The sequence below is a fragment of the Pseudomonas sp. LBUM1653 genome (genome assembly GCF_059716115.1).
In genome coordinates, this window is the sequence record NZ_CP166803.1 from 2,978,769 (window position 1) to 3,002,148 (window position 23,380).

Below are 23,380 nucleotides of genomic sequence, written 5' to 3' on the forward strand. Positions count from 1 at the left end.
CCTCTTTTCAGGTTATTGCGCAGTGGCTGGAGCCAGGAAAGCGGCTTCCAGCAACTGCTGTGTATAGGGATGTTGGGGGGCGGCAAAAATGCTTTGCGCGTCTCCCTGTTCGACCACTTGTCCATGCTTGACCACCATCAGCTGGTGGCTCAGCGCTTTGACGACAGCCAGGTCATGGCTGATAAACAGATACGTCAGGTTGTACTTGCTTTGCAGTGATCGTAAAAGCTCGACCACTTGGCGTTGCACGGTGCGGTCGAGGGCCGAAGTCGGCTCGTCCAGCAGAATCAACGCCGGTTTTAGCACTAATGCCCGGGCAATGGCGATTCTCTGCCGTTGCCCGCCGGAAAATTCGTGGGGGTAGCGGTGCCGGGTTTCCGGATCCAGACCTACCTCCCTGAGTGCCGCAATGATCGCTTGTTCCTGTTCCGCCTCGGTGCCCATCTTGTGGATCCGCAGCCCTTCGCCGACGATCTGGCTGACGCTCATCCGTGGGCTCAGGCTGCCGAAGGGGTCCTGGAACACCACCTGCATTTCCCGCCGAAGCGGCCGGACCTGTTGCTGCGTCAGGCAGTCTAGCTGCTTGCCTTCAAAACGGATGCCACCTTTGCTACCGATCAAGCGCAAGATCGCCAGACCCAGCGTCGACTTGCCGGAACCGCTTTCTCCCACAATCCCCAGGGTCTGGCCCTGGAGCAGGCTGAAATTGATGCCGTCTACCGCCTTGACGTGATCCACGGTCTTTTTCAGCAAGCCTTTCTTGATCGGGAACCAGACTTTCAGATCCTCGACCGTCAGCAATGGTGGGCCAATCACGTTGGTCGCCGGGTTGCCGCTGGGCTCCGCTGCCAGCAGTTCCCGAGTGTACGGATGCTGCGGCGCGCGGAACAATTCTTCGCACGATGCCTGTTCGACGATGCAACCGCGCTGCATGACACATACGCGATGCGCAATTCTTTTGACCAGGTTCAAATCGTGACTGATCAGCAGCAAAGCCATTCCCAGGCGGGCCTGCAATTCCTTGAGCAACTCGAGGATTTTCAGCTGAACGGTCACGTCCAGCGCGGTGGTCGGTTCGTCGGCAATCAGCAGTTCCGGCTCGTTGGCCAGGGCCATGGCGATCATCACTCGCTGGCGCTGTCCGCCGGATAATTCGTGGGGCAGGGCCTTGAGACGCTTTTCCGGCTCAGGTATGCCGACCATCTCCAGCAGCTGCAGGGTGCGCTTGGTCGCCACTTTGCCGACCAGGCCCTTGTGGATGCCCAGCACCTCGTTGATCTGCTTCTCGATCGAGTGCAGCGGATTGAGCGAGGTCATCGGCTCCTGGAAGATCATCGCGATCCGGTTGCCGCGGATGTGGCGGATGGTTTTCTCTTTCAGGCTCAGCAGGTTCTGTCCGGAATACTCGATGGTCCCCGACGGGTGGCGGGCGAGCGGGTAGGGCAGCAGGCGCAGGATCGAATGCGCCGTCACCGACTTACCGGAACCACTTTCGCCCACGAGCGCCAGGGTTTCGCCACGCTTGATATCGAAGCTCACGCCTTCGACCACCCGTTGAACACGATCGCCAACGACAAATTCGACGGCCAGGTCGCGCACTTCGATCAGATTGTCCTGATTCATTTCACTTCCTCGGGTCGAAGGCATCGCGAGCGGACTCGCCGATGAACACCAGCAAACTCAACATCAACGCCAGCACCGCAAACGCGCTCATGCCCAGCCAGGGCGCTTGCAGGTTGGATTTACCCTGGGCCACCAACTCACCCAGTGACGGACTGCCGGCCGGCAAGCCGAAGCCGAGGAAGTCCAGGGCGGTCAGGGTGCCGATGGCGCCGGTCAGGATGAACGGCATGAAGGTCATGGTCGAGACCATGGCGTTGGGCAGGATGTGACGGAACATGATTGCGCCATTCTGCATGCCCAATGCCCGGGCCGCACGCACGTATTCAAGGTTACGCCCGCGCAGGAACTCGGCGCGCACCACGTCCACCAGGCTCATCCAGGAAAACAGCAGCATGATCCCCAGCAGCCACCAGAAGTTCGGTTGGACGAAGCTGGCGAGAATGATCAGCAGGTACAACACCGGCAACCCGGACCAGATCTCCAGAAAACGCTGCCCGGCCAGATCCACCCAGCCGCCGTAGAAACCCTGTAGCGCGCCCGCGATCACACCGATAAGCGAGCTGAACAAGGTCAGCGTCAGGGCAAACAACACGGAAATGCGGAAGCCGTAGATCACCCGGGCCAGCACATCGCGGCCCTGGTCATCGGTGCCTAGCAGGTTGTCAGTCGACGGTGGCGCAGGAGCCGGGACTTTCAGGTCGTAGTTGATGCTCTGGTAGCTGTAGGGAATCGGCGCCCACAGCACCCAAGCGTCCTTGGCCTTGAGCAGTTCGCGGATGTACGGGCTCTTGTAGTTGGCTTCCAGCGGGAATTCGCCGCCGAAGGTGGTTTCCGGGTAGCGCTTGAGGGCCGGGAAGTACCAGCCGTCGTCGTAGTGCACCACCAGCGGTTTGTCGTTGGCGATCAACTCGGCGCCGAGGCTGGCGCCGAACAGGATCAGGAACAGCCACAACGACCACCAGCCGCGTTTGTTGGCCTTGAACAGTTCGAAGCGCCGGCGATTGAGAGGGGACAGGTTCATCTCAATGCTCCCGGCTTTCGAAGTCGATGCGCGGATCGACAAAGGTGTAGGTGAGGTCGCCGATCAGCTTCACCACCAGGCCCAGCAGGGTGAAGATGAACAGGGTGCCGAAGACCACCGGGTAATCGCGGTTGATCGCCGCTTCGAAACTCATCAGACCGAGGCCATCGAGGGAGAAGATCACCTCCACCAGCAACGAGCCGGTGAAGAAAATGCCGATGAACGCCGAGGGAAAACCGGCGATTACCAGCAGCATGGCGTTGCGAAACACATGGCCATACAGCACGCGGTGATTGGTCAGGCCCTTGGCCTTGGCGGTGACCACGTATTGCTTGTTGATTTCATCGAGGAAGCTGTTTTTGGTCAGCAGGGTCATGGTCGCGAAGTTGCCGATCACCAGGGCGGTCACGGGAAGTGCCAGGTGCCAGAAGTAGTCGAGGATCTTGCCGCCCATGCTCAACTCGTCGAAGTTGTTCGAGGTCAGCCCGCGCAACGGGAACCAGTCCAGATAACTGCCGCCGGCAAACACCACGATCAACAGGATGGCGAACAGGAACGCCGGAATCGCGTAGCCGACGATGATCGCCGAACTGGTCCAGACGTCGAAGTGGCTGCCGTGCCGCGTGGCCTTGGCGATCCCCAGCGGGATCGACACCAGGTACATGATCAGGGTGCTCCACAGCCCGAGAGAGATCGACACCGGCATCTTTTCCTTGATCAGGTCGATGACCTTGGCGTCGCGGAAGAAGCTGTCGCCGAAATCCAGGGACGCATAGTTCTTGACCATGATCCACAAGCGTTCCGGCGCCGACTTGTCGAAGCCGTACATGTGCTCGATTTCCTTGATCAGCGCCGGGTCCAGGCCTTGTGCGCCACGATAGGCGGAGCCTGCCACCGACACCTCGGCGCCGCCGCCAGCGATGCGGCTGGTGGCGCCTTCGAAGCCTTCGAGCTTGGCGATCATCTGTTCCACCGGCCCGCCGGGGGCGGCCTGGATGATCAGGAAGTTGATCAGCAAGATGCCGAACAGTGTCGGGATGATCAGCAGCAGTCGCCGAAAAATATACGCCAGCATCTGATTACTCCGTGCCCGCAGGGTCGGCTTGCAATTTGGTTTCGATCTCTATGGCCGGTTTCGCATCGGGCTTGATCCACCAGGTGTTGATGCCGATGTCATATTTAGGCGAGACCTTCGGATGGCCGATGTGGTTCCAGTAAGCCACACGCCAGGTCTTGATGTGCCAGTTGGGGATCACGTAATAGCCCCATTGCAGCACCCGGTCCAGTGCCCGGGCGTGGGCCACCAGGCTGCGGCGTGAGTCGGCATTGATCAATTGTTCGACCAACTGGTCCACCACCGGGTCTTTCAGGCCCATGGAATTGCGGCTGCCGGGTTTGTCGGCGGCCGCGGTCATCCAGAACTCGCGCTGTTCGTTGCCCGGCGAGTTGGACTGCGGGAAGCTGCCGACGATCATGTCGAAGTCCCGCGAGCGCACGCGGTTGACGTACTGCGAAACGTCGACCCGGCGGATCACCAGTTCGATACCGAGGTCGCTCAGGTTACGCTTGAACGGCAGCAGTACGCGCTCGAATTCGGTCTGGGCCAACAGGAACTCGATGCTTACCGGTTTGCCCGTGGCGTCGACCATTTTGTCATCGACGATGCGCCAGCCGGCCTCTTGCAGCAGTTGGTAAGCCTTGCGTTGCTGGGTGCGGATCATGCCGCTGGCGTCGGTCATGGGATTCTCGAATGCTTCGCTGAACACCTGCTCGGGAATCTTGCCGCGAAACGGATCGAGGATTGCCAGCTGATCGGCATCCGGCAAGCCGGTGGCGGCCATTTCCGAGTTTTCGAAATAGCTGCGGGTGCGTGCGTAAGCACCGTTGAACAACTGCTTGTTGGTCCATTCGAAGTCCAGCAGCAGGGTCAGGGCCTGGCGCACGCGCACGTCCTGGAATACCGGGCGGCGTAGATTGAACACGAAGCCTTGCATGCCGGTGGGGTTGCCGTTGGGGATTTGCTCCTTGATCAGCCGGCCTTCGGTTACCGCGGGGATGTTGTAGGCGTTGGCCCAGTTCTTCGCAGTCATCTCCAGCCAATAATCGAACTGACCGGCCTTCAGGGCTTCCAGCGCCACGGTATTGTCGCGGTAGTAGTCGGTGGTCATCACGTCGAAGTTGTAGAAGCCGCGGTTGATCGGCAAGTCCTTGCCCCAGTAATCCTTGACTCGCTCATAGCGTATCGAGCGCCCGGCCTTCACTTCGGTGACCTTGTACGGACCGCTGCCCAGCGGGACTTCCAGGTTGCCCTTGTTGAAGTCGCGGCTCGCCCACCAATGCTTGGGCAGCACCGGTAACTGGCCGAGGATCAACGGCAATTCGCGGTTGTTGCTGTGCTTGAACTTGAACAGCACTGTAAGCGGATCTTCGGCGACCACGTCTTCGACGTCGCTGTAGTAGCCGCGGTACATCGGTGCGCCATCCTTGACCAACGTCTGGAAGCTGAACACCACGTCTTCAGCGCGCACCGGCTGGCCATCATGGAAACGCGCTTCGGGCCGCAGATAGAAACGCACCCAGTCGTTGTTCGGGGCTTTTTCGATCTTGCCGGCGATCAGGCCATATTCGGTGAAGGGTTCATCCAGGCTCTGTCGGGCCAGGGTGTCGTAGATCAGGTCGATGTCGTTGGCCGACACCCCCTTGCTGATGAACGGGTTGAGGCTGTCGAAGCCACCAAATCCGGCCTGGCGGAATTTTCCGCCCTTGGGGGCGTCCGGGTCGACGTAATCGAAGTGTTTGAAGTCGGCCGGATATTTCGGCGGCTCGTTGTACAGGGTCAGGGCATGTTGCGGGGCGGCGAAGGCCCACCCTGCGAACAACAGGGCGCCGGCCTGCAGGAGCAGGACGCTTGCGGATTTCATCGATCTTTCTCCGAAGATTTCAGCCACCACGCGCTCAGGCCCAGGGTGTAGGGCGGCGTCGTGACGAAGGCGAACCGGTTGCGGTAGGCCAGGCGGTGATAATTGAGGTACCAGTTGGGAATGATGTAGTGCTGCCACAGCAGCGCGCGGTCCAGCGCCTTGCCGGCGGCCACTTGTTCATCGCGGGTCTTGGCGGCGAGTAATTGTTCGAGCAGGTGGTCGACCACCGGATTGGCAATGCCTGCGTAGTTTTTGCTGCCCTTGACCCCGGCCTGGCTGGAATGAAAGTACTGCCATTGTTCAAGACCCGGGCTGAGGGTCTGGTTGAGGGTCATCAGGATCATGTCGAAATCGAACTGATCGAGGCGCTGCTTGTACTGCGCGCGGTCGACCGTGCGTAGCTTGGCGTCGATGCCGATGCTGGCGAGGTTCTCGACATAGGGTTGGAGGATGCGTTCCAGGTTCGGGTTGACCAGCAGGATCTCCAGGCGCAGCGGTTGCCCGGCCGCGTTCTGCAGGCGCTGGCCATTGAGCTTCCAGCCGGCCTCGGCAAGCAGAGCCAAGGCCTTGCGCATGGTTTCCCGGGGAATGCCGCGGCCCTGGGTCTGCGGCAGGCTGAAAGGCTCGGTGAACAGCCTGGCGGGCAATTGCTCGCGATACGGCTTGAGTAACAGCCATTCATGGCCGACCGGCAGCCCGCTGGCGGAGAACTCGCTGTTGGGGTAGTAGCTCATGGCGCGTTTATAGGCGCCGCTGAACAACGTGCGGTTGGTCCACTCGAAGTCGAACATCAGGCCCAGTGCTTCACGAACCTTAGACTCGGCGAACGTCGGGCGGCGGCTGTTCATGAACAGGCCTTGGGTCTGGGTCGGGATCTGGTGCGGGATTTGTGCCTTGATCACGTCGCCGCGACGGATCGCCGGGAAGTTGTAACCGGTGACCCAGTTCTTCGCCTGGTGTTCGATATAGATGTCGAACTCACCGGCCTTGAACGCTTCGAACGCCACGTCACTGTCTCGGTAGAACTCGACTTCCATGCGATCGACGTTGTACTTGCCGCGATTGACCGGCAGGTCCTTGCCCCAGTAGTCCTTGACCCGTTCGAACACGATCTGCCGCCCTGGCGTGACCGAGGTGATGCGATACGGCCCGCTGCCGAGCGGCGGCTCGAAAGTGGTCGCCTTGAAGTCGCGACCTTTCCAGTAATGCTGCGGCAACACCGGCAACTCCCCCAGGCGCAGGATCAGCAAGGGATTGCCGGCACGCTTGAAGACGAAACGAATGCGCTGCGGGTTGAGGATGTCGACCCGCAACACTTCCTGCAGGTTGGTGCGGTATTGCGGATGACCCTCCTTGAGCAGCAGGCGGAAGGAGAATGCCACGTCGTAGGCGGTGATCGGCGTGCCGTCGTGGAACCGTGCTTCGGGGCGCAGGTTGAAGACTATCCAGCTGCGGTCCTCGCTGTATTCCACCGATTGGGCGATCAGGCCATAACTGGAGGTCGGCTCGTCGCCGGACGGGGCGTATTGGCCGGTGCCGACCATCAGCGGTTCGTTCAGCTCGTTGATGCCGTATTGCAGGAAATTGGCTGTGGTAACGGGGCTAGTGCCCTTGAAGGTGTAGGGGTTGAGCGTATCGAAGGTGCCAAATGCCATGACCCGCAACGTTCCGCCCTTGGGCGCTTGCGGGTTGACCCAGTCGAAGTGGGTAAATCTGGCCGGGTACTTGAGCGTGCCGAACTGCGCATAACCGTGGCTTTCGCTGATCGTCGCGCTTGCGGTGGAGCTCAAGGCCAGGCTGATCAGGAGCAGGAGGAGGGGACGCTTCAAGTCAGAGATCCGATCCAGGCGGCTTGGGCTTTGTGGATCGTACAGTAACAGCTTGTATGGACAGGAAAAAGACGGGGGCTTGATGCTGATGCCGGTTCGTACATATCCATTCCTGCGGTAACGGCCACCTATGGTTCCGCTCTTAGCGGGTCACTTGGACGAGCCCTGTAGGAGCGAGCCTGCTCGCGATGGAGGTCAACGATTACGTGGGGAGCCTGACACCCCGCGGTGCTCTCTGGTTTTTCGCGAGCATGCTCGCTCCTACAGGGCCCGCCGCGATCGGCCATCCATGGCCGTGCGCGGCTAACCCGGCATCCATGCCGGTTTGCCCACTGCGCAGAACCTGCGCTCGGCCTCTCGATGTGGCAAGAAAATCAAAAGCCAAAGCAAAAGCGAGGCGGCCGACCGGCCGGCCTGATCGGGAGCCGTACGCATTACCCCCTGTAGGAGCAAGCTTGCTCGCGATGGTCGTTAACGATTACGCGTATCTACAGGTTAGCCACGTCGCTCTTGGGTTTTTCGCTAGCAAGCCGGTTCCTACACCGGTCAGTTGAAACATGCGGACAAAAAAAAGCCCCTGAAATCAGGGGCTCATTTTTAGTGCGGATTGGAAACCGTCAAGACCTGCCCAGGCTTGAGCGCCTGGCCGACACGCGGATTCCAGCGCTTGAGGTGTTGCATTTCAACGTTGAAGCGCTTGGCTACCATGTACAGCGAATCGCCCTGTTGCACCTTGTACCGGGATTGCGACTTCCCGGCTTTGGTCTTGGACTTGGCCGCGACCACGGTGTTGATGCGCCCCGAGTTACGCTTGCTAGTGTCTTGCATGACCAGCGTCTGGCCTGGCTTGAGATTCTTGCCGCTCAACTTGTTCCAGCGTTGCAGGTCCTTGACGTCGACATTGTTGGCTTTGGCAATGGAGCCCAGGTTGTCGCCGCGCTTGACCCGATAGTTACGCTTGACGCCTGCCAGTTGGGTATCGTCCGCGCCTTCGAAAACCGGTTTGAGCTGTTTCTTGCTGATCAACTCTTCAGGGCGCATGGTCTGCAGGCTGGTGGTCAGCAGCTGTGCCTTGGAAGTGGGTACCAGCAAGTGCTGCGGGCCGTCGATGGTGGTGCGTTGCTTGAAGGCGGGGTTGAGCTGGAACAGCTCGTCTTCGTCGATGTTGGCCACCGCGGCAACCTTGGACAGGTCCATGCGCTGGTTGATTTCGACGACCTGGAAATACGGTTCGTTGGCGATCGGGTTGAGGTTCACGCCGTAGGCATCCGGCGCCATTACCACTTGCGAGAGTGCCAGCAACTTCGGCACATAGGCCTGGGTCTCGGCGGGCAGCGGCAGGTTCCAGTAGTCGGTTGGCAGGCCGAGTCTCTCGTTGCGTTCGATGGCGCGGCTGACGGTGCCTTCACCGGCGTTGTAGGCGGCCAGGGCCAGCAGCCAGTCGCCGTTGAACATGTCGTGCAGGCGGGTCAGGTAGTCCATGGCCGCCGTGGTCGAGGCGGTGATGTCGCGACGGCCATCATAAAAACGGGTCTGGCGCAGGTTGAAGTAACGCCCGGTGGAGGGAATGAATTGCCACAAGCCCACCGCATTGGCGCGGGAATAGGCCATCGGGTTGTAGGCGCTTTCAATCACTGGCAGCAGCGCCAGCTCCAGCGGCATGTTGCGTTCTTCAAGGCGCTCGACGATGTAGTGGATGTACAGGCTGCCGCGGTCGCCGGCGTTTTCGAGGAAGGACGGATTGCTGGCGAACCACAGTCGCTGTTGCTCGATGCGCGGGTTGACGCCCAGGCCGTCCTGCAGCTGGAAGCCCTGGCGCATGCGCTCCCAGACATCCTGCGGGATCTGCGGGGTGGGCTTTTCGGTGAGGAAGACGGGTTTCTGCTTGGCGCGCGCGGCAATATTCGGTGCGTGTGCCGCATCGGTCTGCGGCACATGACTGGAACAGCCCGCCAATGTCGCGGACACAGCCACCGCTATGGCTTGCGCCAGGCGGGTCAGTGCGTCCGAATTGATGGCTTTGCATATAGATGACGACATTGGCTGGAAGTAAGTTCCGGGCAAAAATGTCGGGCGATTCTAGAAAGCACGCCCTCTGCGGTCAACCTTTCAGAGATTTTGGACTATCGTCCAAACTGTTCAGAACGTATCTTTCCAGGCCCTTAGCGCAGCAAATACCATATCGGGCGCGGAGTTATCGGTGCCGGTCCGTTCATCCGCTTTTTCTTTAACGGATGTTTCGCCGGTACGCAAAAACGGATTAGTACGTTTTTCCAGGGCCACCGTGGACGGCAGCGTCATGATCCCGGCTTCCCGTTGACGGGTCACGCTGGCCAGGCGCTCGAGGGTGTCGGCGTTGCCGGGTTCGACAGCGGCAGCGAAGCGCAGATTGCTCAGGGTGTATTCATGGGTGCAGTAGACCTGCGTTTGCTCGGGCAGGGCGGCGAGGCGCGACAACGAGTTGTACATTTGCTTGGGCGTGCCTTCGAACAGGCGCCCGCATCCGGCGGCGAAGAGGGTGTCGCCACAAAACAGCAGGCCCGGGTGATAATAGGCGATGTGCCCCAGGGTATGGCCGGGGACAGCGATGATATCGAAGTCATGGCCCAGCACGCTGATGCAATCGTTGTCCTTGAGGGCCACGTCCCGTGCCGGAATGTTTTCGCTGGCCGGACCGTAGACGGTCGCGTCCGTCGCTTTCTTCAGCTGTTCGACGCCGCCGACATGGTCATGGTGGTGGTGAGTGATCAGAATATCGCTCAAGATCCATTGCGGATTGTCCTTGAGCCAGGCCTGTACTGGCGCGGCATCGCCCGGATCGACCACTGCACAGCGCCGGGTGCGGGGATCTTGTAACAACCAGATGTAGTTGTCGGTGAAGGCGGGCAGGGCAGTGATCTGTATCATGGTCGGATTCGCCAAGCGGAAAACAATGGCGCATCTTAGAACTTCCTGGCGCGTTGGAGAATGCAATGACCGATAAAGCGTTCGCTCAGGCTGATCCTGACTGGCTGGTGTTGATCAGCGCAGCACGTGACTGGCTGTCCGGCCCCCTCGGGCAATTCCTGCTGGATGAAGAACGGCGCATGCTCGAAGACGAGTTGGGGCGTTTCTTCGGTGGCTACCTGGTGCATTACGGGCCGTCGGCCCAGACACCGCCGTCGGCGCCGCAGGTGCAGCGCAACGTGCGCCTGGGGGCGCCGTTGCCCGGGGTCGAGATCGTCTGCGAGGAACAGGCCTGGCCGTTGAGTGAACATGCCGCCGATGTGGTGGTGCTGCAGCATGGGCTGGATTTCTGCCTGTCTCCCCATGGTTTGCTGCGGGAGGCGGCGAGCAGCGTGCGGCCCGGCGGGCATTTGCTGATCGTCGGCATCAACCCCTGGAGCACTTGGGGGCTGCGTCATGTATTTGCCCATGACGGGTTGCGCAAAGCCCGCTGCATTTCCCCGTCGCGGGTGGCTGACTGGCTGAACCTGCTGGGCTTCGCGCTGGAGAAACGCCGCTTCGGGTGCTATCGTCCGCCGCTGGCTTCACCCACCTGGCAGACCCGTCTGGCCGGTTGGGAGCGCAAGGCCGGTGACTGGCAATTGTCTGGGGGCGGCTTCTATTTATTGGTGGCGCGCAAGATCGTGGTCGGCCTGCGACCGGTCCGTCAGGAGCGCCGCGAGCCGATGGGCAAGCTGATCCCGTTGCCGATGGCCAAGGTCAATCGTCGCAACATCGAACCGTGATACCTCCTTTTTTCCGGCCGGGGTTACCCCGGTCCTGGGCGTCGTCGATCTTCGATTGGCGGGCCACTGCATTTTCTGGATAGATTGGCATGAGCGATAGCGTAGAACTCTTCACCGATGGCGCCTGCAAGGGCAACCCTGGCCCTGGCGGCTGGGGCGCATTGCTGGTGTGCAAGGGCGTCGAGAAAGAACTCTGGGGCGGCGAAGCCAACACCACCAACAACCGCATGGAGCTGATGGGCGCGATTCGCGGCCTCGAAGAACTCAAGCGCTCGTGCGATGTGTTGCTGGTGACTGACTCCCAGTACGTGATGAAAGGCATCAACGAGTGGATGGCCAACTGGAAAAAACGCGGCTGGAAAACCGCAGCGAAAGAGCCGGTCAAAAACGCCGACCTGTGGAAGCTGCTCGACGAGCAGGTCAATCGCCATAACGTCACCTGGAAATGGGTGCGCGGACACATTGGCCATCACGGCAACGAACGGGCCGACCAACTGGCCAATCGTGGCGTGGATGAAGTGCGTGGCTTCAAACAGGCCTGAATCGAATTCAACCGATGTACCGAGTCGCGGCCTTCGCGAGCAGGCTCGCTCCCACACTGGATCGCAGGTGAACGCAAGATTTGCGCTCAAGGAGATCAACTGTGGGAGCGAGCCTGCTCGCGAAGGCCGCGACTCGGTGTATCTGAAGATCCCGGCAAGCGTGTTAACATCGCCGCTTTTGCACGATTGACCGATTGAGAGCTGAGCACTAGATGGCCACCAGATCCGTTGTACTCGATACCGAAACCACCGGCATGCCGGTGACCGACGGCCACCGGATTATCGAAATCGGTTGTGTCGAGTTGATCGGTCGGCGCCTGACCGGTCGGCATTTTCACGTTTACCTGCAACCGGATCGCGAAAGTGACGAAGGCGCCATCGGCGTCCACGGCATCACCAACGAATTCCTGGTGGGCAAGCCGCGTTTCGCCGAGGTGGCCGAAGAGTTCTTCGAGTTCATCAAGGGCGCGCAGCTGATCATCCATAACGCGGCGTTCGACGTTGGCTTCATTAACAACGAATTTGCCCTGATGGGCCAGCACGATCGTGCGGACATAACCCAACACTGCTCGATCCTCGACACCTTGATGATGGCCCGGGAACGCCACCCGGGGCAGCGCAACAGCCTTGATGCCTTGTGCAAGCGCTATGGCGTCGACAACTCCGGCCGTGAGTTGCACGGCGCCTTGCTCGACTCCGAGATCCTTGCCGACGTCTACCTGACCATGACCGGCGGCCAGACCAGCCTGTCCCTGGCGGGCAACGCGTCGGACGGCAATGGCTCCGGTGAGGGCGCGGACAACTCCGCTACGGAAATCCGCCGCTTGCCGGCCGACCGCCAGCCGACGCGCATCATTCGCGCCAGCGAAGAAGATCTGGCCCAGCACATGGCACGCCTGGAAATCATCAGCAAATCTGCGGGTGGGCCGGCGCTTTGGTTGCAATTGGCTGAGGCCAAGGCGGAGGCTTCGGCGTAGGTCCTTTAAAAGATCGCAGCCTCGTTTCATTCTGTAGGAGCTGTCTGTAGGAGCTGTCGAGTGAAACGAGGCTGCGATCTTTTGATCTTCATAACGATCCGATGACCCATTTCAGTGCATCGCACTCGCCACATCCGCTCCAACCCTCTACCCTGAGGTGATTGGCAGTCTCAGCCTGCCGCCTCAGGACACTGAGCCCCATGTATAAAGATCTGAAATTCCCGGTCCTGATCGTCCACCGCGACATCAAGGCCGACACCGTCGCTGGCGATCGCGTGCGGGGTATCGCCCGGGAACTGGAGCAGGAAGGTTTCAGTATCGTTTCGGCGGTGGATTACACCGAAGGCCGGCTGGTCGCTTCGACTCATCACGGCCTCTCGTGCATGCTGATTGCGGCGGAAGACGCCAGTGCCCATTCGCATTTGTTACAGAATATGGCCGAGTTGATCGGGCTGGCGCGAGTGCGCGCGCCGGATCTGCCCATCTTCGCCCTGGGCGAGCAAGTGACCCTGGAAAACGCACCCGCCGATGCCATGGCCGAGCTCAATCAGTTGCGCGGCATTCTCTACCTGTTCGAGGACACCGTGCCATTTCTCGCACGCCAGGTGGCGCGCGCCGCGCGCAAATACCTGGACGGCTTGCTGCCGCCGTTCTTCAAGGCGCTGGTGCAGCACACCGCCGACTCCAACTATTCCTGGCACACCCCCGGTCACGGCGGTGGGGTGGCGTATCACAAGAGCCCTGTGGGACAGGCGTTCCACCAGTTTTTCGGGGAAAACACCCTGCGTTCGGATTTGTCGGTCTCGGTGCCGGAACTGGGCTCGCTACTGGATCACACCGGGCCCCTGGCAGAGGCGGAGGCGCGGGCGGCCCGTAACTTTGGCGCCGATCACACCTTCTTCGTGATCAACGGCACCTCGACGGCGAACAAGATTGTCTGGCACTCCATGGTCGCTCGCGACGATCTGGTGCTGGTGGACCGCAATTGCCACAAGTCGGTGCTGCACTCGATCATCATGACCGGTGCCATCCCATTGTACCTGTGCCCCGAGCGCAATGAACTGGGGATCATCGGGCCGATTCCGCTGAGCGAGTTCAGCCGCGAATCGATCCAGGCCAAGATCGACGCCAGTCCGTTGACCAGGGGCCGGGCACCGAAGGTCAAGCTGGCGGTGGTGACCAATTCGACTTACGACGGCCTGTGCTACAACGCCGAGCTGATCAAGCAGCAGTTGGGCAACAGTGTCGAGGTCCTGCACTTTGACGAGGCCTGGTACGCCTACGCGGCGTTCCATGAGTTTTTCACCGGGCGCTACGGCATGGGCACCTCCCGCAGTGAAGACAGTCCGCTGGTGTTCACCACCCATTCCACGCACAAACTGCTGGCGGCGTTCAGCCAGGCGTCGATGATTCATGTGCAGGATGGTGGCGCCCGGCAGCTGGACCGTGATCGTTTTAACGAAGCCTTCATGATGCACATCTCCACCTCGCCGCAGTACGGCATCATCGCTTCGCTGGATGTGGCGTCGGCGATGATGGAGGGCGGGGCCGGGCGTTCGCTGTTGCAGGAAATGTTCGACGAGGCCCTGAGCTTTCGGCGGGCGCTGGCCAATCTGCGTCAGCACATCGCCGCCGACGATTGGTGGTTTTCCATCTGGCAGCCGCCGTCGGTGGAAGGTATCGACCGGGTGGTGACGGAGGACTGGCTACTGCAACCGGGGGATGACTGGCACGGCTTTGGCGAGGTGAGCGACGATTATGTCTTGCTCGATCCGATCAAGGTCAGCCTGGTGATGCCGGGCCTGACCGCAGGCGGCGCGCTCAGCGATCGCGGAATCCCGGCGGCGGTGGTCAGCAAGTTTCTCTGGGAGCGCGGGCTGGTGGTCGAAAAGACCGGGCTGTATTCGTTCCTGGTGTTGTTCTCGATGGGCATCACCAAGGGCAAGTGGAGCACGCTGTTGACCGAGTTGCTGGAGTTCAAGCGCAGCTATGACGCCAACGTCAATCTGGCCAGCTGCCTGCCTTGCGTGGCTCAGCAGCACGGCGCGCGCTATCAGGGCATGGGTTTGCGTGACCTGTGCGATCAGTTGCACGCCTGTTATCGCAGTAATGCCACGGCCAAACATCTCAAGCGGATGTACACGGTACTGCCACAAATCGCCATGAAGCCGGCGGACGCCTATGATCATCTGGTGCGTGGCGAAGTCGAAGCAGTGTCGATCGATGCGCTGGACGGGCGTATCGCTGCCGTCATGCTGGTGCCGTACCCGCCGGGCATTCCGTTGATCATGCCCGGCGAGCGCTTTACCGAAGCGACCCGCTCGATCATCGACTACCTGGCGTTTGCTCGCACGTTCGACAGCAGCTTCCCGGGTTTCGTCGCTGATGTGCACGGATTGCAACACGAAGACGAGGGCAATGGACGGCACTACACCGTCGATTGCATCAAGGAATGAGGACCTTTCCCAGTATGCAACCGGTCATGAATCCAAATTACCCAGGGCTGTCGGTGCGCGTGGCCGACGAGGGCTTTGCCGCTTATATTTGGGGCAGTGATTTCAGTTTTGAAGTCGCCGCCTACGGTGCTCCCGAAATCGGCCAGCCGGTGGAGCAGTGGCGGGTCACGCCAATCACCCCTTATCGCAAGTGTTATGGCATCGATCCGGAAGAGTTCAGCAGCTTTCGCGATGCCGCCGACAGTGCGATCTTCATGGCGTACCTGGATGACGAACCCGTTGGCCACCTGGTGATCAGCACCAACTGGAACGGTTTTGCCCATATCGATGAGTTGGCGGTGCATGCACCGGCCAGGCGACACGGTGTGGCCAAGGCGTTGCTGGATGTGGCGCAGTTCTGGAGTCGCAAGAAGAAACTGCCCGGCGTCATGCTGGAAACCCAGAACAACAACCTTGGGGCCTGTCGGCTTTACGAGCGTTGCGGCTACGTGATCGGCGGCATCGACCATCTGCGTTATCGGGGTATTGACCCCAATACCGCCGAAGTGGCGCTGTTCTGGTACCGATTGTTCGACAACCCGCTGGAACACCCGATCAGTGCGCCAACATCGCCGCGGCTTGTTCCGTGATGATCGCCAGCAACGCCTGAAGGGCAGGCGAGGGCTCGCCGTTCTTCAGGGTCAGGGCGTAGAGCGTGACCGGCACGGCCGGTGCCAGCGGGCAGACATCGAGCCCGGCCCCTTTGGCACCGAGAGCGGTGAAGGGGTCGACAATGGCCAGGCCTTCACCGGCCTCGACCATGCTGCGCATCATCTGGTGAGTTTGCACCCGGGTCTGGATGACCGGCGCCGGCCGCAGCGCATGCAGTTTGTTTCCCAGCGCCGGGCTGAGCGGGTCATGGCCTTCCAGGCCCACCATCGCCTGACCGGCCAGGTCCTGCAGCGAGATGTACTTCTGCTTGGGTTGCAGCCAGCCGTGGGGGGCGAGCAGTTGCAGCTTGCCTTGGGCGATCGGTTGGCAATGGATATCGGCGTGATCGGGATCATGCAGGCTCAGGCCCAGATCGCTTTCACGCAGCAGCAGGCTTCGGACAATCTCGCGGGTGGGTTGGCTCAGGAGCGTACAAGGCGCATCGGGCAGGCGTCGGCGCAGCGCTGCAATACTTTGCGGCAACAATTGCTGGGCCAGGGGCGGGGTGCAGATGATGCGTAACGGCGCAGCCAGGTATTGCCTGAGGCTGCTGGCCAGGCGCTGCACCGGTTCGAGCGCATCGTAGACGCGGGTGATTTCGACCTGCAACTCCCGCGCCTCACGCGTGGCCTGCAAGCGTCCGCGAACGCTTGCGAACAGCATGAAACCCAACTGATCCTCGGCGTCGCGCAAAATGCGTTCGACTTCGGCCACCGGCAACTGCAGCCATTCGGCGGCCGTGCCCAGGTGACCGGTCTGCAGGAGCGCCTGGATCACTTCGATATGGCGTAAGCGCATGCGTGAAGTCCATGTTCAGCAGGTGAAGGAGTCAGTGATTGAATCCTAACCCAAGTCTGCGCATATGCCTTCTGCTCATAACAGCGAGTTATGAAACGACGTTTACCGGTTCGCGGGTGATGGTCACCCCCGATTGCACCAGCATGAATTCGTTTTCATCGAGCTTGTTCACGCGGTCGCCAATGGCCAGCTTGTACGTGGTAACGGGCGTCGAGCCTGCGTAGCCGTCTGCCGGCGGGGTGGATTCCTGGAACTCATGTACGGAATAAATGCGGCCTTCCGCGTCTCTTGCATGGAACTGACCGACGAGTACTGCTGCCATCTGCTTAAAACCTCTGGAGATAAATCACTCAATGTGCGGTTGGATAGACCGCCACCGAGCACGGTAAGTTTTCCTACGTAAAAAATATAATCAGGACGCAGATATACCTGTATTCACTGGTTGGACCGTCGCCTGATCATCTATAACTACAGGCTCCTCCCACGGACAATCGAGCGTCTTCCATGAGCAATGTCTATACCGTCGCCGTAGTGGTCGGCAGCCTGCGTAAAGCATCGATCAACCGCAAGGTAGCCCTCGCGCTGGCGGATCTGGCGCCGGCCAACCTTAAGCTCCACATCGTCGAAATCGGTGATCTGCCACTCTACAACGAAGACATCGATGGTGCCTCACCGCCGGCAGCCTACAGTACTTTCCGACAACAAGTCAGTTCATCCGACGCAGTGCTGTTCGTCACCCCGGAATACAACCGTTCGGTGCCAGCCCCGATGAAAAACGCCATCGACGTCGGTTCGCGCCCCTATGGCAAGAGTGCCTGGAGTGGTAAACCGGGTGCGGTGATCAGTGTTTCGCCGGGTGCGGTGGGTGGGTTCGGTGCGAACCACCACTTGCGCCAGTCCATGGTGTTTCTCGATGTACCGTTGATGCAGCAACCGGAAGCCTACCTCAGTGGCGCCGGTTCCGCGTTCGACGAGGCGGGCAACCTGTCCGAATCAGTCAGGCCGTTCTTGCAGAAGTTCATCGATGCCTACGGGAAGTGGGTCGAACAGCACAAAAAGCTTTGATACTTCGGATTACGAACCGTTGGCCAGTCGGCTACAGATCGTCGTTTCCATTTCCGACAACCATGCGGCGGTTTGCGCCGCCGCAGGTTGCGCGGTGACGCAATAACGCCGTCCGCCCCAAGCCATGATCACCCACCCATCGATGGTTGCCTGTGAGGGGCGCACAGGCAAGTCGCTGCAGGCCGCAAACGCTTCACCCCATTTCTGTGACAGTTCGTCGAACACCCGCCGATGATGTTTAGGCTCGGCAATCTGGTGTTCGATGAGCAGCACGGCATGGTTGAACAGTGGCTGGCGATCATCGTCGGGTTCGCAGGTCAGGCGTATGAGGCGTTTGATCCGGGTTGGCCAGTCCAGGTCATTGGCTTGAACAACCCCTTCATCCATATGCTGTAACAAAACATCCAGTCGATGTCGGATGTAACCGGACAGCAGGGCTTCCTTGCTCGGGAAATAGTCGTACAGCGTACCAATCGCAACGCCTGCTTCCAGCGCCACTTCCCGGGTGGTCAAGCCGGACCAGCCGTCCCTTTGCCAAATCCGAACAAAAGCCTGGTAAATCGCTTCGACGGTGAAGATCGCCCGGGCCTGACTCGGCCGTTTCAGCGGTTTTGCCCGGGGATTGAGGGTGGGCGCGCTGCCCTTGGTGTTTCCGAACCCGCTCTTCATCGGCTGCCATTACTCTGGTGCTACCCGCCACTTGCGCAGCAGGAGAGTGAAGGATGCAAAGTCCAAGCACGGTAACACGGCTGATAACCCGTAAAAACGCCCTTGACCAAAGCCGGATCGAGCAGGCGCACCGAAGCCTTGTTCCAGCGGCCGGCGAGGTGATCTTAAAGATTGATCGTTGCGCACTGACGACCAACAACATTACCTACGCCGCCTATGGCAACTCGATGAACTACTGGGGTTTCTTTCCTACAGGTTTGGCGCAATGGGGCCACGTACCTGCCTGGGGCTTTGCCGATGTCGTGGCCTCTGACGTGGCTGGTATCAAGGTCGGGGAGCGCTTCTACGGGTATTTTCCGCTTGCCAGCCATCTGTGGTTGCGCCCGGAACGGGTCACCGAGCGGGGTTTCTACGATGGCGCCGAGCATCGACTCGGGTTGACCTCGGCTTACAACCAATACACCCGTTGCAGTTGGGATTCGTACTACCGCGCGGAAACCGAAAACCTGCAGATTTTGCTTAAACCGCTGTTCTTGACCTCTTCAATGCTCGCGGACTTTTTGCAGGACAAGCGGTTCTTCGGTGCAACTCGACTGGTGTTCTCCAGCGCCTCGAGCAAAACCGCCTACGGCACCGCAGTCTGTCTGGGCAATCATCCTGGTCTGGAGCGGGTGGCGCTGACCTCAGCTGACAACAAAACCTTTGTTGAGACCCTTGATTGCTACGAGCGCACGGCGTCTTACGCGGAACTGGCGAAGCTGGCCAATGACCGGCCAACGCTGTATGTGGATTTTTCCGGCGACCTCGATTTGCGTGACCGGGTGCACCAGCATTTTGCCGGGCAATTGGTCTACAGCTGTTTTGCCGGCTCGGCGCAAAGCACCGATGAGGCACGGTTGACGGCCATCGAGGGCCCGCAGCCGGTGTTCTTTTTTGCGCCGATCCAGATCCGCAAGCGCAATGCCGATTGGGGGCCGGAAGGGGTCAGTCAGCATATTGGCGAGGGCTTGCAGGAGTTTTTCCAGAAAGTGACGGATAGTGAACCGCCGTTGCTGAAGGTGATGGAAAGTCAGGGTTATGAAGCGGCGCAGGCGGTTATTTCCCGTCTGGTTCATGGGCAGGTCGCGCCGGTTGAGGGGCATGTGATTCGGTTGTGACCGGACTGGCCCCTTCGCGAGCAGGCTCGCTCCCACAAGGGAACGCATTTTCAATGTGGGAGCGAGCCTGCTCGCGAAAGGGCTCAGTCAGCGAAAAACTCAACCTTGCCCCGGCACATTCGGCCAAAGATCCGCCACCAGAAACAACCGTTCCGCTTCTTCCCAGTCGCCGTGGGCATTTTCCGTCAGTCGCACCAGCAATTGCGCCGGCGCCAGAGGCTCCAGGTCGCTCAGCCAGGCATTCAACTGTTCAGCACCCCAGGTCTGCTCCGCGGGGTAGTGCGCCGGTGCCAGCCAGGCATGGCGGGGCAGGGGTTGCCAGCGGCCGGGCGGACTCTGTGCGAAAAACTCCGACCAGTCCTTTTGATGCAGCCAGCGCCCGCGCAAGTGCTGTGGGTGTGCACCACTGGGCGATGCGGCCTGCCCCGGCCATGGATAGAGCAAATAACCACCCAGCCACAAATGCGCGCTGAACTGGCGGATATCCAGCGCCGCCAGCACTTCGCGACTCTCCGGACGCGCGGAGATCGGCAATTGATGCTGGCTCAGGTGTGCCAGTTTGCGGTCCAGTCGATCGTGGCAACCCGGGCCGAGCCACTGCGCGGAGTCGTGGCCGTCGCCGCTCTGCGGGCCGAGGTAAAGCTTGATCGCCAGTTCAAGGTGATGCACGCCGTCGCGATCGCGCAGCAGCATGTCCAGTTCGCCCAGGGTATGGCCTTCGCGACGGATCGGCATGTTGGCGGCAATCAACTCGATGCCGGGCGCATGCTGCACGGCAAACTGCCACAGGCGCTCGTAGTACAGACCCAGGCGTCTGGTACGGGCCTGGGCCAGCCAGTGCAGCAAACCGTAACTGTCCCGGTCGAGTTTTCGCAGCCAGTTTTCCAGGTGTTCCGGGGCCTGCACCCAGTCGCTGCCGGCCAGCGGATGACGCTGCGGCCACGGCGTGGCGCTGAGCATCGGCGGGGCGAGGATGACCCACGCCAGGTCGCGCACTTCGGGGTGGCGCAACTGGTGGGGTAACTGCAGCAAATCTGGAAATAGGATCATCTTGCGAGCATAGACCGAATCGTGAGTACACCTTGAGGCTGAAAGGATTTTGTCTATGCCGCGCTTTCGCCCATAATCCTGCTTTTCACCGTCGCTGCCCTTCGTTAGGAGCCCCATGGAGCAATTTCGCAATATCGGCATCATCGGTCGCCTGGGCAGTTCCCAGGTGCTGGATACCGTCCGCCGACTGAAACGTTTTCTGCTCGATCGTCACCTGCACGTGATCCTCGAAGACACCATTGCCGAAGTCCTGCCGGGCCACGGTTTGCAAACCTCGTCGCGCAAGATGCTCGGTGAGGTCTGCGACATGGTCATTGTGGTGGGCGGTGATGGCAGTCTGCTCGGCGCGGCCCGTGCGCTGGCCAAACACAATATTCCGGTGCTCGGCATCAACCGGGGCAGCCTGGGGTTTCTCACCGACATCCGCCCCGATGAACTGGAAATCAAGGTCGCCGAAGTGCTTGACGGCCACTATCTGGTGGAAAACCGCTTCCTGTTACAAGCTGAAGTTCGTCGCCACGCCGAAGCCATTGGCCAGGGCGATGCACTGAACGATGTGGTGCTGCACCCCGGCAAATCGACACGCATGATCGAGTTCGAGCTGTACATCGACGGCCAGTTCGTCTGCAGCCAGAAGGCCGATGGCCTGATCGTCGCCACACCCACTGGCTCCACGGCCTATGCGCTCTCTGCCGGTGGCCCGATCATGCATCCCAAGCTCGACGCTATTGTGATTGTGCCAATGTACCCCCATACCTTGTCAGGCAGGCCGATTGTGGTCGATGGCAACAGTGAGCTGAAAATCGTCGTGTCCAAGGATATGCAGATTTACCCGCAAGTCTCGTGTGACGGGCAGAACCACTTCACCTGTGCGCCCGGCGACACCATCACCATCAGCAAGAAAGCCCAGAAGTTGCGGCTGATCCACCCGCTCGACCACAACTACTATGAAGTGTGCCGGACCAAGCTCGGCTGGGGCAGCAGGTTGGGTGGTGGAGGCGACTGATGCTCGATCCCGCGCGTAGCTACGACCTGATCGGTGACGTGCACGGTTGCGCTCTGACCCTTGAGCACTTGCTCGACCGGCTCGGTTATCACAAGCAAGCTGGCGTCTGGCGCCATGCCTCGCGCATGGCGGTGTTCGTCGGAGACATCATTGACCGCGGACCACGAATTCGCGAGGCGCTGCACATCGTCCACGATATGGTCGAGGCCGGCCAGGCGCTGTGCATCATGGGTAACCACGAGTTCAACGCCCTGGGCTGGGTCACCCCGGCACTGCCTGGTAGCGGCAAGCAGTTCGTGCGCGAACACACCCCGCGCCATGCGCGCCTGCTGCACGAGACCCTGACCCAGTTCGAAAACCATCCGGCGGACTGGCATGACTTCCAGCAGTGGTTCTATCAACTGCCGCTGTTCGTCGATGCCGGCCGTTTCCGGGTGGTGCATGCCTGTTGGGACGCCGGGTTGATCGAACCGCTGCGGGCATTGTTCCCCAACGGCTGTGTCGACGAACACTTCCTCCAGGCTTCGGCCATGCCCGGCAGTTTCGCCTGCACGGTGTTCGATCGCCTGTTGCGCGGCACCGACATGCGCTTGCCCCATGGCCTGACCATGACCAGCGGCGATGGTCTGACACGCTCGTTCTTCCGTACCAAATTCTGGGAAGACGATCCGCAAACCTACGGAGACATCGTGTTCCAGCCTGACGCCTTGCCCGACCCGGTGGCCCAAACGCCACTGTCGTCAACCGAGAAAAACACCTTGTTGCGCTACGGCATTGACGAGCCGTTGCTGTTCGTCGGCCATTACTGGCGCAGCGGCAAACCGGCGCCGATTCGTCCGAACCTGGCGTGCCTGGACTACAGTGCGGTGCTCTATGGAAAACTGGTGGCCTATCGGCTGGACCAGGAAACCCGGCTCGATCCGCACAAGTTTGTCTGGGTCGATGTCGAGCGACCGGAGGTGTTGCAATGAGCAGGGTCGCAGTCTTGCGCCTGCCGCTGGCGGTGGATTTGAGCGGGTTCGTCAAGTTGCTGCAACGCATGCAGGTGCCGCATCGGGTCAGCGAGGAAGCGGGCGAGCAGGTGCTGTGGGTGCCGGCGAACATCAGCGACGACGTGCGCGTGTTGTACGAACGCTTTCCCGAGGGCGATCCGGATCAGAAACTCGACATTCCGGTGGCGCAGCCAATTCGCCGGCCGAACTTCGCCGAGCAGCTTCGCCATGGCAAAGCCACAGCAATGGTGCTGCTGCTGAGCCTGGTCGTCGGCGCGCTGACGCTGCTGGGCGATAACCTGAGCACCCTGCGCTGGCTGACGTTTCTCGATTTTCGCGTGGTCGGCGAGTACATCCATTTCGTGCCATTGGCCGACAGCCTGGCGGCGGGGCAGTGGTGGCGCCTGGTGACACCGATGCTGATTCACTTCGGCTTCCTGCACCTGGCCATGAACGGCATGTGGTATTGGGAGCTGGGGCGGCGTATCGAGTCGCGCCAGGGCAGTGTCAACCTCATCGGCCTGACCTTGCTGTTCAGCCTCGTGTCCAACTATGCCCAGTTTGTCTTCAGCGGCCCGACCCTGTTTGGCGGGTTGTCCGGGGTGCTGTACGGCCTGCTCGGGCACTGCTGGATTTTTCAGATTCTGTCGCCGAACAGCGCCTATCGCCTGCCCCGTGGGGTGTTGGCGATGATGCTGATATGGCTGCTGCTGTGCCTGTCCGGGCTGGTCTCGATGATCGGCTTCGGGGAAATTGCCAACGCGGCCCACGTCGGCGGGTTGCTCGTCGGATGCTTGACCGGTTTGTTGGGTGGTTTGTACAACCGCCGTAAACTGGCCGCCTAAAACTGTTA

Annotated in this window: 21 protein-coding genes; 10 read left to right on the top strand and 11 right to left on the bottom strand. The window is 60.5% G+C overall.

Annotation, left to right across the window (positions count from 1 at the left end; all coding sequences use genetic code 11):
• Positions 1-12: 12 nt before the first annotated feature.
• The 7 genes from ACA054_RS13565 to gloB all read right to left on the bottom strand — a co-directional run bounded on the left by ACA054_RS13565 (position 13) and on the right by gloB (position 10,301).
• Complete coding sequence (locus ACA054_RS13565; RefSeq protein ID WP_497689840.1) at positions 13-1,623, bottom strand: ABC transporter ATP-binding protein; 1,611 nt, start codon at positions 1,621-1,623, stop codon at positions 13-15.
• 1 nt (position 1,624) lies between these two features.
• A complete protein-coding gene (locus ACA054_RS13570; protein ID WP_497689841.1) occupies positions 1,625-2,644 on the bottom strand; it encodes an ABC transporter permease in 1,020 nt (339 codons plus the stop codon).
• 1 nt (position 2,645) lies between these two features.
• The gene (locus tag ACA054_RS13575; protein ID WP_497689842.1) at positions 2,646-3,719 is read right to left on the bottom strand and encodes a microcin C ABC transporter permease YejB; all 1,074 of its coding nucleotides are present in this window, start codon (positions 3,717-3,719) and stop codon (positions 2,646-2,648) included.
• Positions 3,720-3,723: 4 nt separating this feature from the next.
• Positions 3,724-5,565 (bottom strand): extracellular solute-binding protein, encoded by a 1,842-nt coding sequence (locus ACA054_RS13580; protein WP_497689843.1) that lies wholly within the window; start codon positions 5,563-5,565, stop codon positions 3,724-3,726.
• Positions 5,562-7,376 (bottom strand): extracellular solute-binding protein, encoded by a 1,815-nt coding sequence (locus ACA054_RS13585; RefSeq protein ID WP_497690295.1) that lies wholly within the window; start codon positions 7,374-7,376, stop codon positions 5,562-5,564. Before ACA054_RS13585 ends, ACA054_RS13580 begins: the two co-directional genes overlap by 4 nt.
• Positions 7,377-7,991: 615 nt before the next feature.
• Complete coding sequence (locus ACA054_RS13590) at positions 7,992-9,434, bottom strand: transglycosylase SLT domain-containing protein (protein ID WP_497689844.1); 1,443 nt, start codon at positions 9,432-9,434, stop codon at positions 7,992-7,994.
• A gap of 99 nt (positions 9,435-9,533) precedes the next feature.
• Complete coding sequence (gene gloB / locus ACA054_RS13595; RefSeq protein WP_497689845.1) at positions 9,534-10,301, bottom strand: hydroxyacylglutathione hydrolase; 768 nt, start codon at positions 10,299-10,301, stop codon at positions 9,534-9,536.
• Between the two features lie 65 nt (positions 10,302-10,366).
• Between gloB and ACA054_RS13600 the strand changes: the two genes are divergently transcribed.
• The 5 genes from ACA054_RS13600 to ACA054_RS13620 all read left to right on the top strand — a co-directional run bounded on the left by ACA054_RS13600 (position 10,367) and on the right by ACA054_RS13620 (position 15,729).
• Positions 10,367-11,125, top strand: a complete 759-nt coding sequence (locus tag ACA054_RS13600; RefSeq protein WP_497689846.1) for a class I SAM-dependent methyltransferase — start codon at positions 10,367-10,369, stop codon at positions 11,123-11,125.
• Between the two features lie 89 nt (positions 11,126-11,214).
• A complete protein-coding gene (gene rnhA, locus ACA054_RS13605; RefSeq protein WP_008062270.1) occupies positions 11,215-11,667 on the top strand; it encodes a ribonuclease HI in 453 nt (150 codons plus the stop codon).
• A 212-nt stretch (positions 11,668-11,879) separates the two neighbouring features.
• Positions 11,880-12,644, top strand: coding sequence for a DNA polymerase III subunit epsilon (dnaQ, locus tag ACA054_RS13610; RefSeq protein WP_497689847.1), 765 nt, complete (start codon positions 11,880-11,882; stop codon positions 12,642-12,644).
• Positions 12,645-12,844: 200 nt separating this feature from the next.
• Entirely contained in the window at positions 12,845-15,100 is a 2,256-nt protein-coding gene (locus ACA054_RS13615) for an Orn/Lys/Arg family decarboxylase (protein WP_497689848.1), read from the top strand.
• 14 nt (positions 15,101-15,114) lie between these two features.
• Positions 15,115-15,729 carry a GNAT family N-acetyltransferase gene (locus ACA054_RS13620; protein ID WP_497689849.1) on the top strand — a complete coding sequence of 205 codons (615 nt, stop codon included), beginning with the start codon at positions 15,115-15,117 and terminating at the stop codon, positions 15,727-15,729.
• Here ACA054_RS13620 and ACA054_RS13625 read toward each other — a convergent pair.
• Both ACA054_RS13625 and ACA054_RS13630 read right to left on the bottom strand, forming a co-directional pair.
• Entirely contained in the window at positions 15,695-16,588 is an 894-nt protein-coding gene (locus ACA054_RS13625; RefSeq protein WP_497689850.1) for a LysR substrate-binding domain-containing protein, read from the bottom strand. The genes ACA054_RS13620 and ACA054_RS13625 overlap by 35 nt on opposite strands.
• A gap of 88 nt (positions 16,589-16,676) precedes the next feature.
• Positions 16,677-16,910, bottom strand: coding sequence for a hypothetical protein (locus ACA054_RS13630; protein WP_274077006.1), 234 nt, complete (start codon positions 16,908-16,910; stop codon positions 16,677-16,679).
• Between the two features lie 182 nt (positions 16,911-17,092).
• Between ACA054_RS13630 and ACA054_RS13635 the strand changes: the two genes are divergently transcribed.
• Entirely contained in the window at positions 17,093-17,653 is a 561-nt protein-coding gene (locus ACA054_RS13635; RefSeq protein ID WP_497689851.1) for an NADPH-dependent FMN reductase, read from the top strand.
• A gap of 9 nt (positions 17,654-17,662) precedes the next feature.
• Here ACA054_RS13635 and ACA054_RS13640 read toward each other — a convergent pair whose 3' ends face one another.
• The gene (locus tag ACA054_RS13640) at positions 17,663-18,322 is read right to left on the bottom strand and encodes a TetR/AcrR family transcriptional regulator (RefSeq protein WP_497689852.1); all 660 of its coding nucleotides are present in this window, start codon (positions 18,320-18,322) and stop codon (positions 17,663-17,665) included.
• A gap of 53 nt (positions 18,323-18,375) precedes the next feature.
• On the opposite strand from ACA054_RS13640, the gene ACA054_RS13645 reads away from it, so the two are divergent.
• Positions 18,376-19,479 (top strand): DUF2855 family protein, encoded by a 1,104-nt coding sequence (locus tag ACA054_RS13645; protein WP_497689853.1) that lies wholly within the window; start codon positions 18,376-18,378, stop codon positions 19,477-19,479.
• Positions 19,480-19,578: 99 nt separating this feature from the next.
• Here the strand turns inward: ACA054_RS13645 and ACA054_RS13650 are convergent, their stop codons facing one another.
• Positions 19,579-20,529: a DUF1853 family protein gene (locus tag ACA054_RS13650; RefSeq protein ID WP_497689854.1), complete on the bottom strand. Its 951-nt coding sequence runs from the start codon at positions 20,527-20,529 to the stop codon at positions 19,579-19,581.
• 115 nt (positions 20,530-20,644) lie between these two features.
• Between ACA054_RS13650 and ACA054_RS13655 the strand changes: the two genes are divergently transcribed.
• Genes ACA054_RS13655 through ACA054_RS13665 form a run of 3 tightly spaced genes read left to right on the top strand, consistent with a single transcriptional unit; the run spans position 20,645 to position 23,372 of the window.
• The gene (locus tag ACA054_RS13655) at positions 20,645-21,535 is read left to right on the top strand and encodes an NAD(+) kinase (RefSeq protein ID WP_007944594.1); all 891 of its coding nucleotides are present in this window, start codon (positions 20,645-20,647) and stop codon (positions 21,533-21,535) included.
• Complete coding sequence (locus ACA054_RS13660; protein ID WP_497689855.1) at positions 21,535-22,506, top strand: metallophosphoesterase; 972 nt, start codon at positions 21,535-21,537, stop codon at positions 22,504-22,506. Before ACA054_RS13655 ends, ACA054_RS13660 begins: the two co-directional genes overlap by 1 nt.
• On the top strand, positions 22,503-23,372 hold the full coding sequence (locus ACA054_RS13665) for a rhomboid family intramembrane serine protease (RefSeq protein WP_497689856.1): 870 nt from the start codon (positions 22,503-22,505) through the stop codon (positions 23,370-23,372). The genes ACA054_RS13660 and ACA054_RS13665 overlap by 4 nt, the downstream gene beginning before the upstream one ends.
• Positions 23,373-23,380: the final 8 nt, after the last annotated feature.

Excerpts from the sequence above, each read along its gene's own strand:
- ACA054_RS13600 (WP_497689846.1), top strand. The coding sequence starts at position 10,367 with ATGACCGATAAAGCGTTCGCTCAGGCTGATCCTGACTGGCTGGTGTTG.
- ACA054_RS13580 (WP_497689843.1), bottom strand. The coding sequence starts at position 5,565 with ATGAAATCCGCAAGCGTCCTGCTCCTGCAGGCCGGCGCCCTGTTGTTC.
- ACA054_RS13625 (WP_497689850.1), bottom strand. The coding sequence starts at position 16,588 with ATGCGCTTACGCCATATCGAAGTGATCCAGGCGCTCCTGCAGACCGGT.
- ACA054_RS13620 (WP_497689849.1), top strand. The coding sequence starts at position 15,115 with ATGCAACCGGTCATGAATCCAAATTACCCAGGGCTGTCGGTGCGCGTG.
- ACA054_RS13665 (WP_497689856.1), top strand. The coding sequence starts at position 22,503 with ATGAGCAGGGTCGCAGTCTTGCGCCTGCCGCTGGCGGTGGATTTGAGC.
- ACA054_RS13565 (WP_497689840.1), bottom strand. The coding sequence starts at position 1,623 with ATGAATCAGGACAATCTGATCGAAGTGCGCGACCTGGCCGTCGAATTT.
- ACA054_RS13630 (WP_274077006.1), bottom strand. The coding sequence starts at position 16,910 with ATGGCAGCAGTACTCGTCGGTCAGTTCCATGCAAGAGACGCGGAAGGC.
- ACA054_RS13650 (WP_497689854.1), bottom strand. The coding sequence starts at position 20,529 with ATGATCCTATTTCCAGATTTGCTGCAGTTACCCCACCAGTTGCGCCAC.
- ACA054_RS13635 (WP_497689851.1), top strand. The coding sequence starts at position 17,093 with ATGAGCAATGTCTATACCGTCGCCGTAGTGGTCGGCAGCCTGCGTAAA.
- ACA054_RS13645 (WP_497689853.1), top strand. The coding sequence starts at position 18,376 with ATGCAAAGTCCAAGCACGGTAACACGGCTGATAACCCGTAAAAACGCC.
- ACA054_RS13660 (WP_497689855.1), top strand. The coding sequence starts at position 21,535 with ATGCTCGATCCCGCGCGTAGCTACGACCTGATCGGTGACGTGCACGGT.
- ACA054_RS13655 (WP_007944594.1), top strand. The coding sequence starts at position 20,645 with ATGGAGCAATTTCGCAATATCGGCATCATCGGTCGCCTGGGCAGTTCC.
- ACA054_RS13640 (WP_497689852.1), bottom strand. The coding sequence starts at position 18,322 with ATGAAGAGCGGGTTCGGAAACACCAAGGGCAGCGCGCCCACCCTCAAT.
- ACA054_RS13575 (WP_497689842.1), bottom strand. The coding sequence starts at position 3,719 with ATGCTGGCGTATATTTTTCGGCGACTGCTGCTGATCATCCCGACACTG.
- ACA054_RS13570 (WP_497689841.1), bottom strand. The coding sequence starts at position 2,644 with ATGAACCTGTCCCCTCTCAATCGCCGGCGCTTCGAACTGTTCAAGGCC.
- ACA054_RS13615 (WP_497689848.1), top strand. The coding sequence starts at position 12,845 with ATGTATAAAGATCTGAAATTCCCGGTCCTGATCGTCCACCGCGACATC.
- ACA054_RS13590 (WP_497689844.1), bottom strand. The coding sequence starts at position 9,434 with ATGTCGTCATCTATATGCAAAGCCATCAATTCGGACGCACTGACCCGC.
- rnhA (WP_008062270.1), top strand. The coding sequence starts at position 11,215 with ATGAGCGATAGCGTAGAACTCTTCACCGATGGCGCCTGCAAGGGCAAC.
- gloB (WP_497689845.1), bottom strand. The coding sequence starts at position 10,301 with ATGATACAGATCACTGCCCTGCCCGCCTTCACCGACAACTACATCTGG.
- dnaQ (WP_497689847.1), top strand. The coding sequence starts at position 11,880 with ATGGCCACCAGATCCGTTGTACTCGATACCGAAACCACCGGCATGCCG.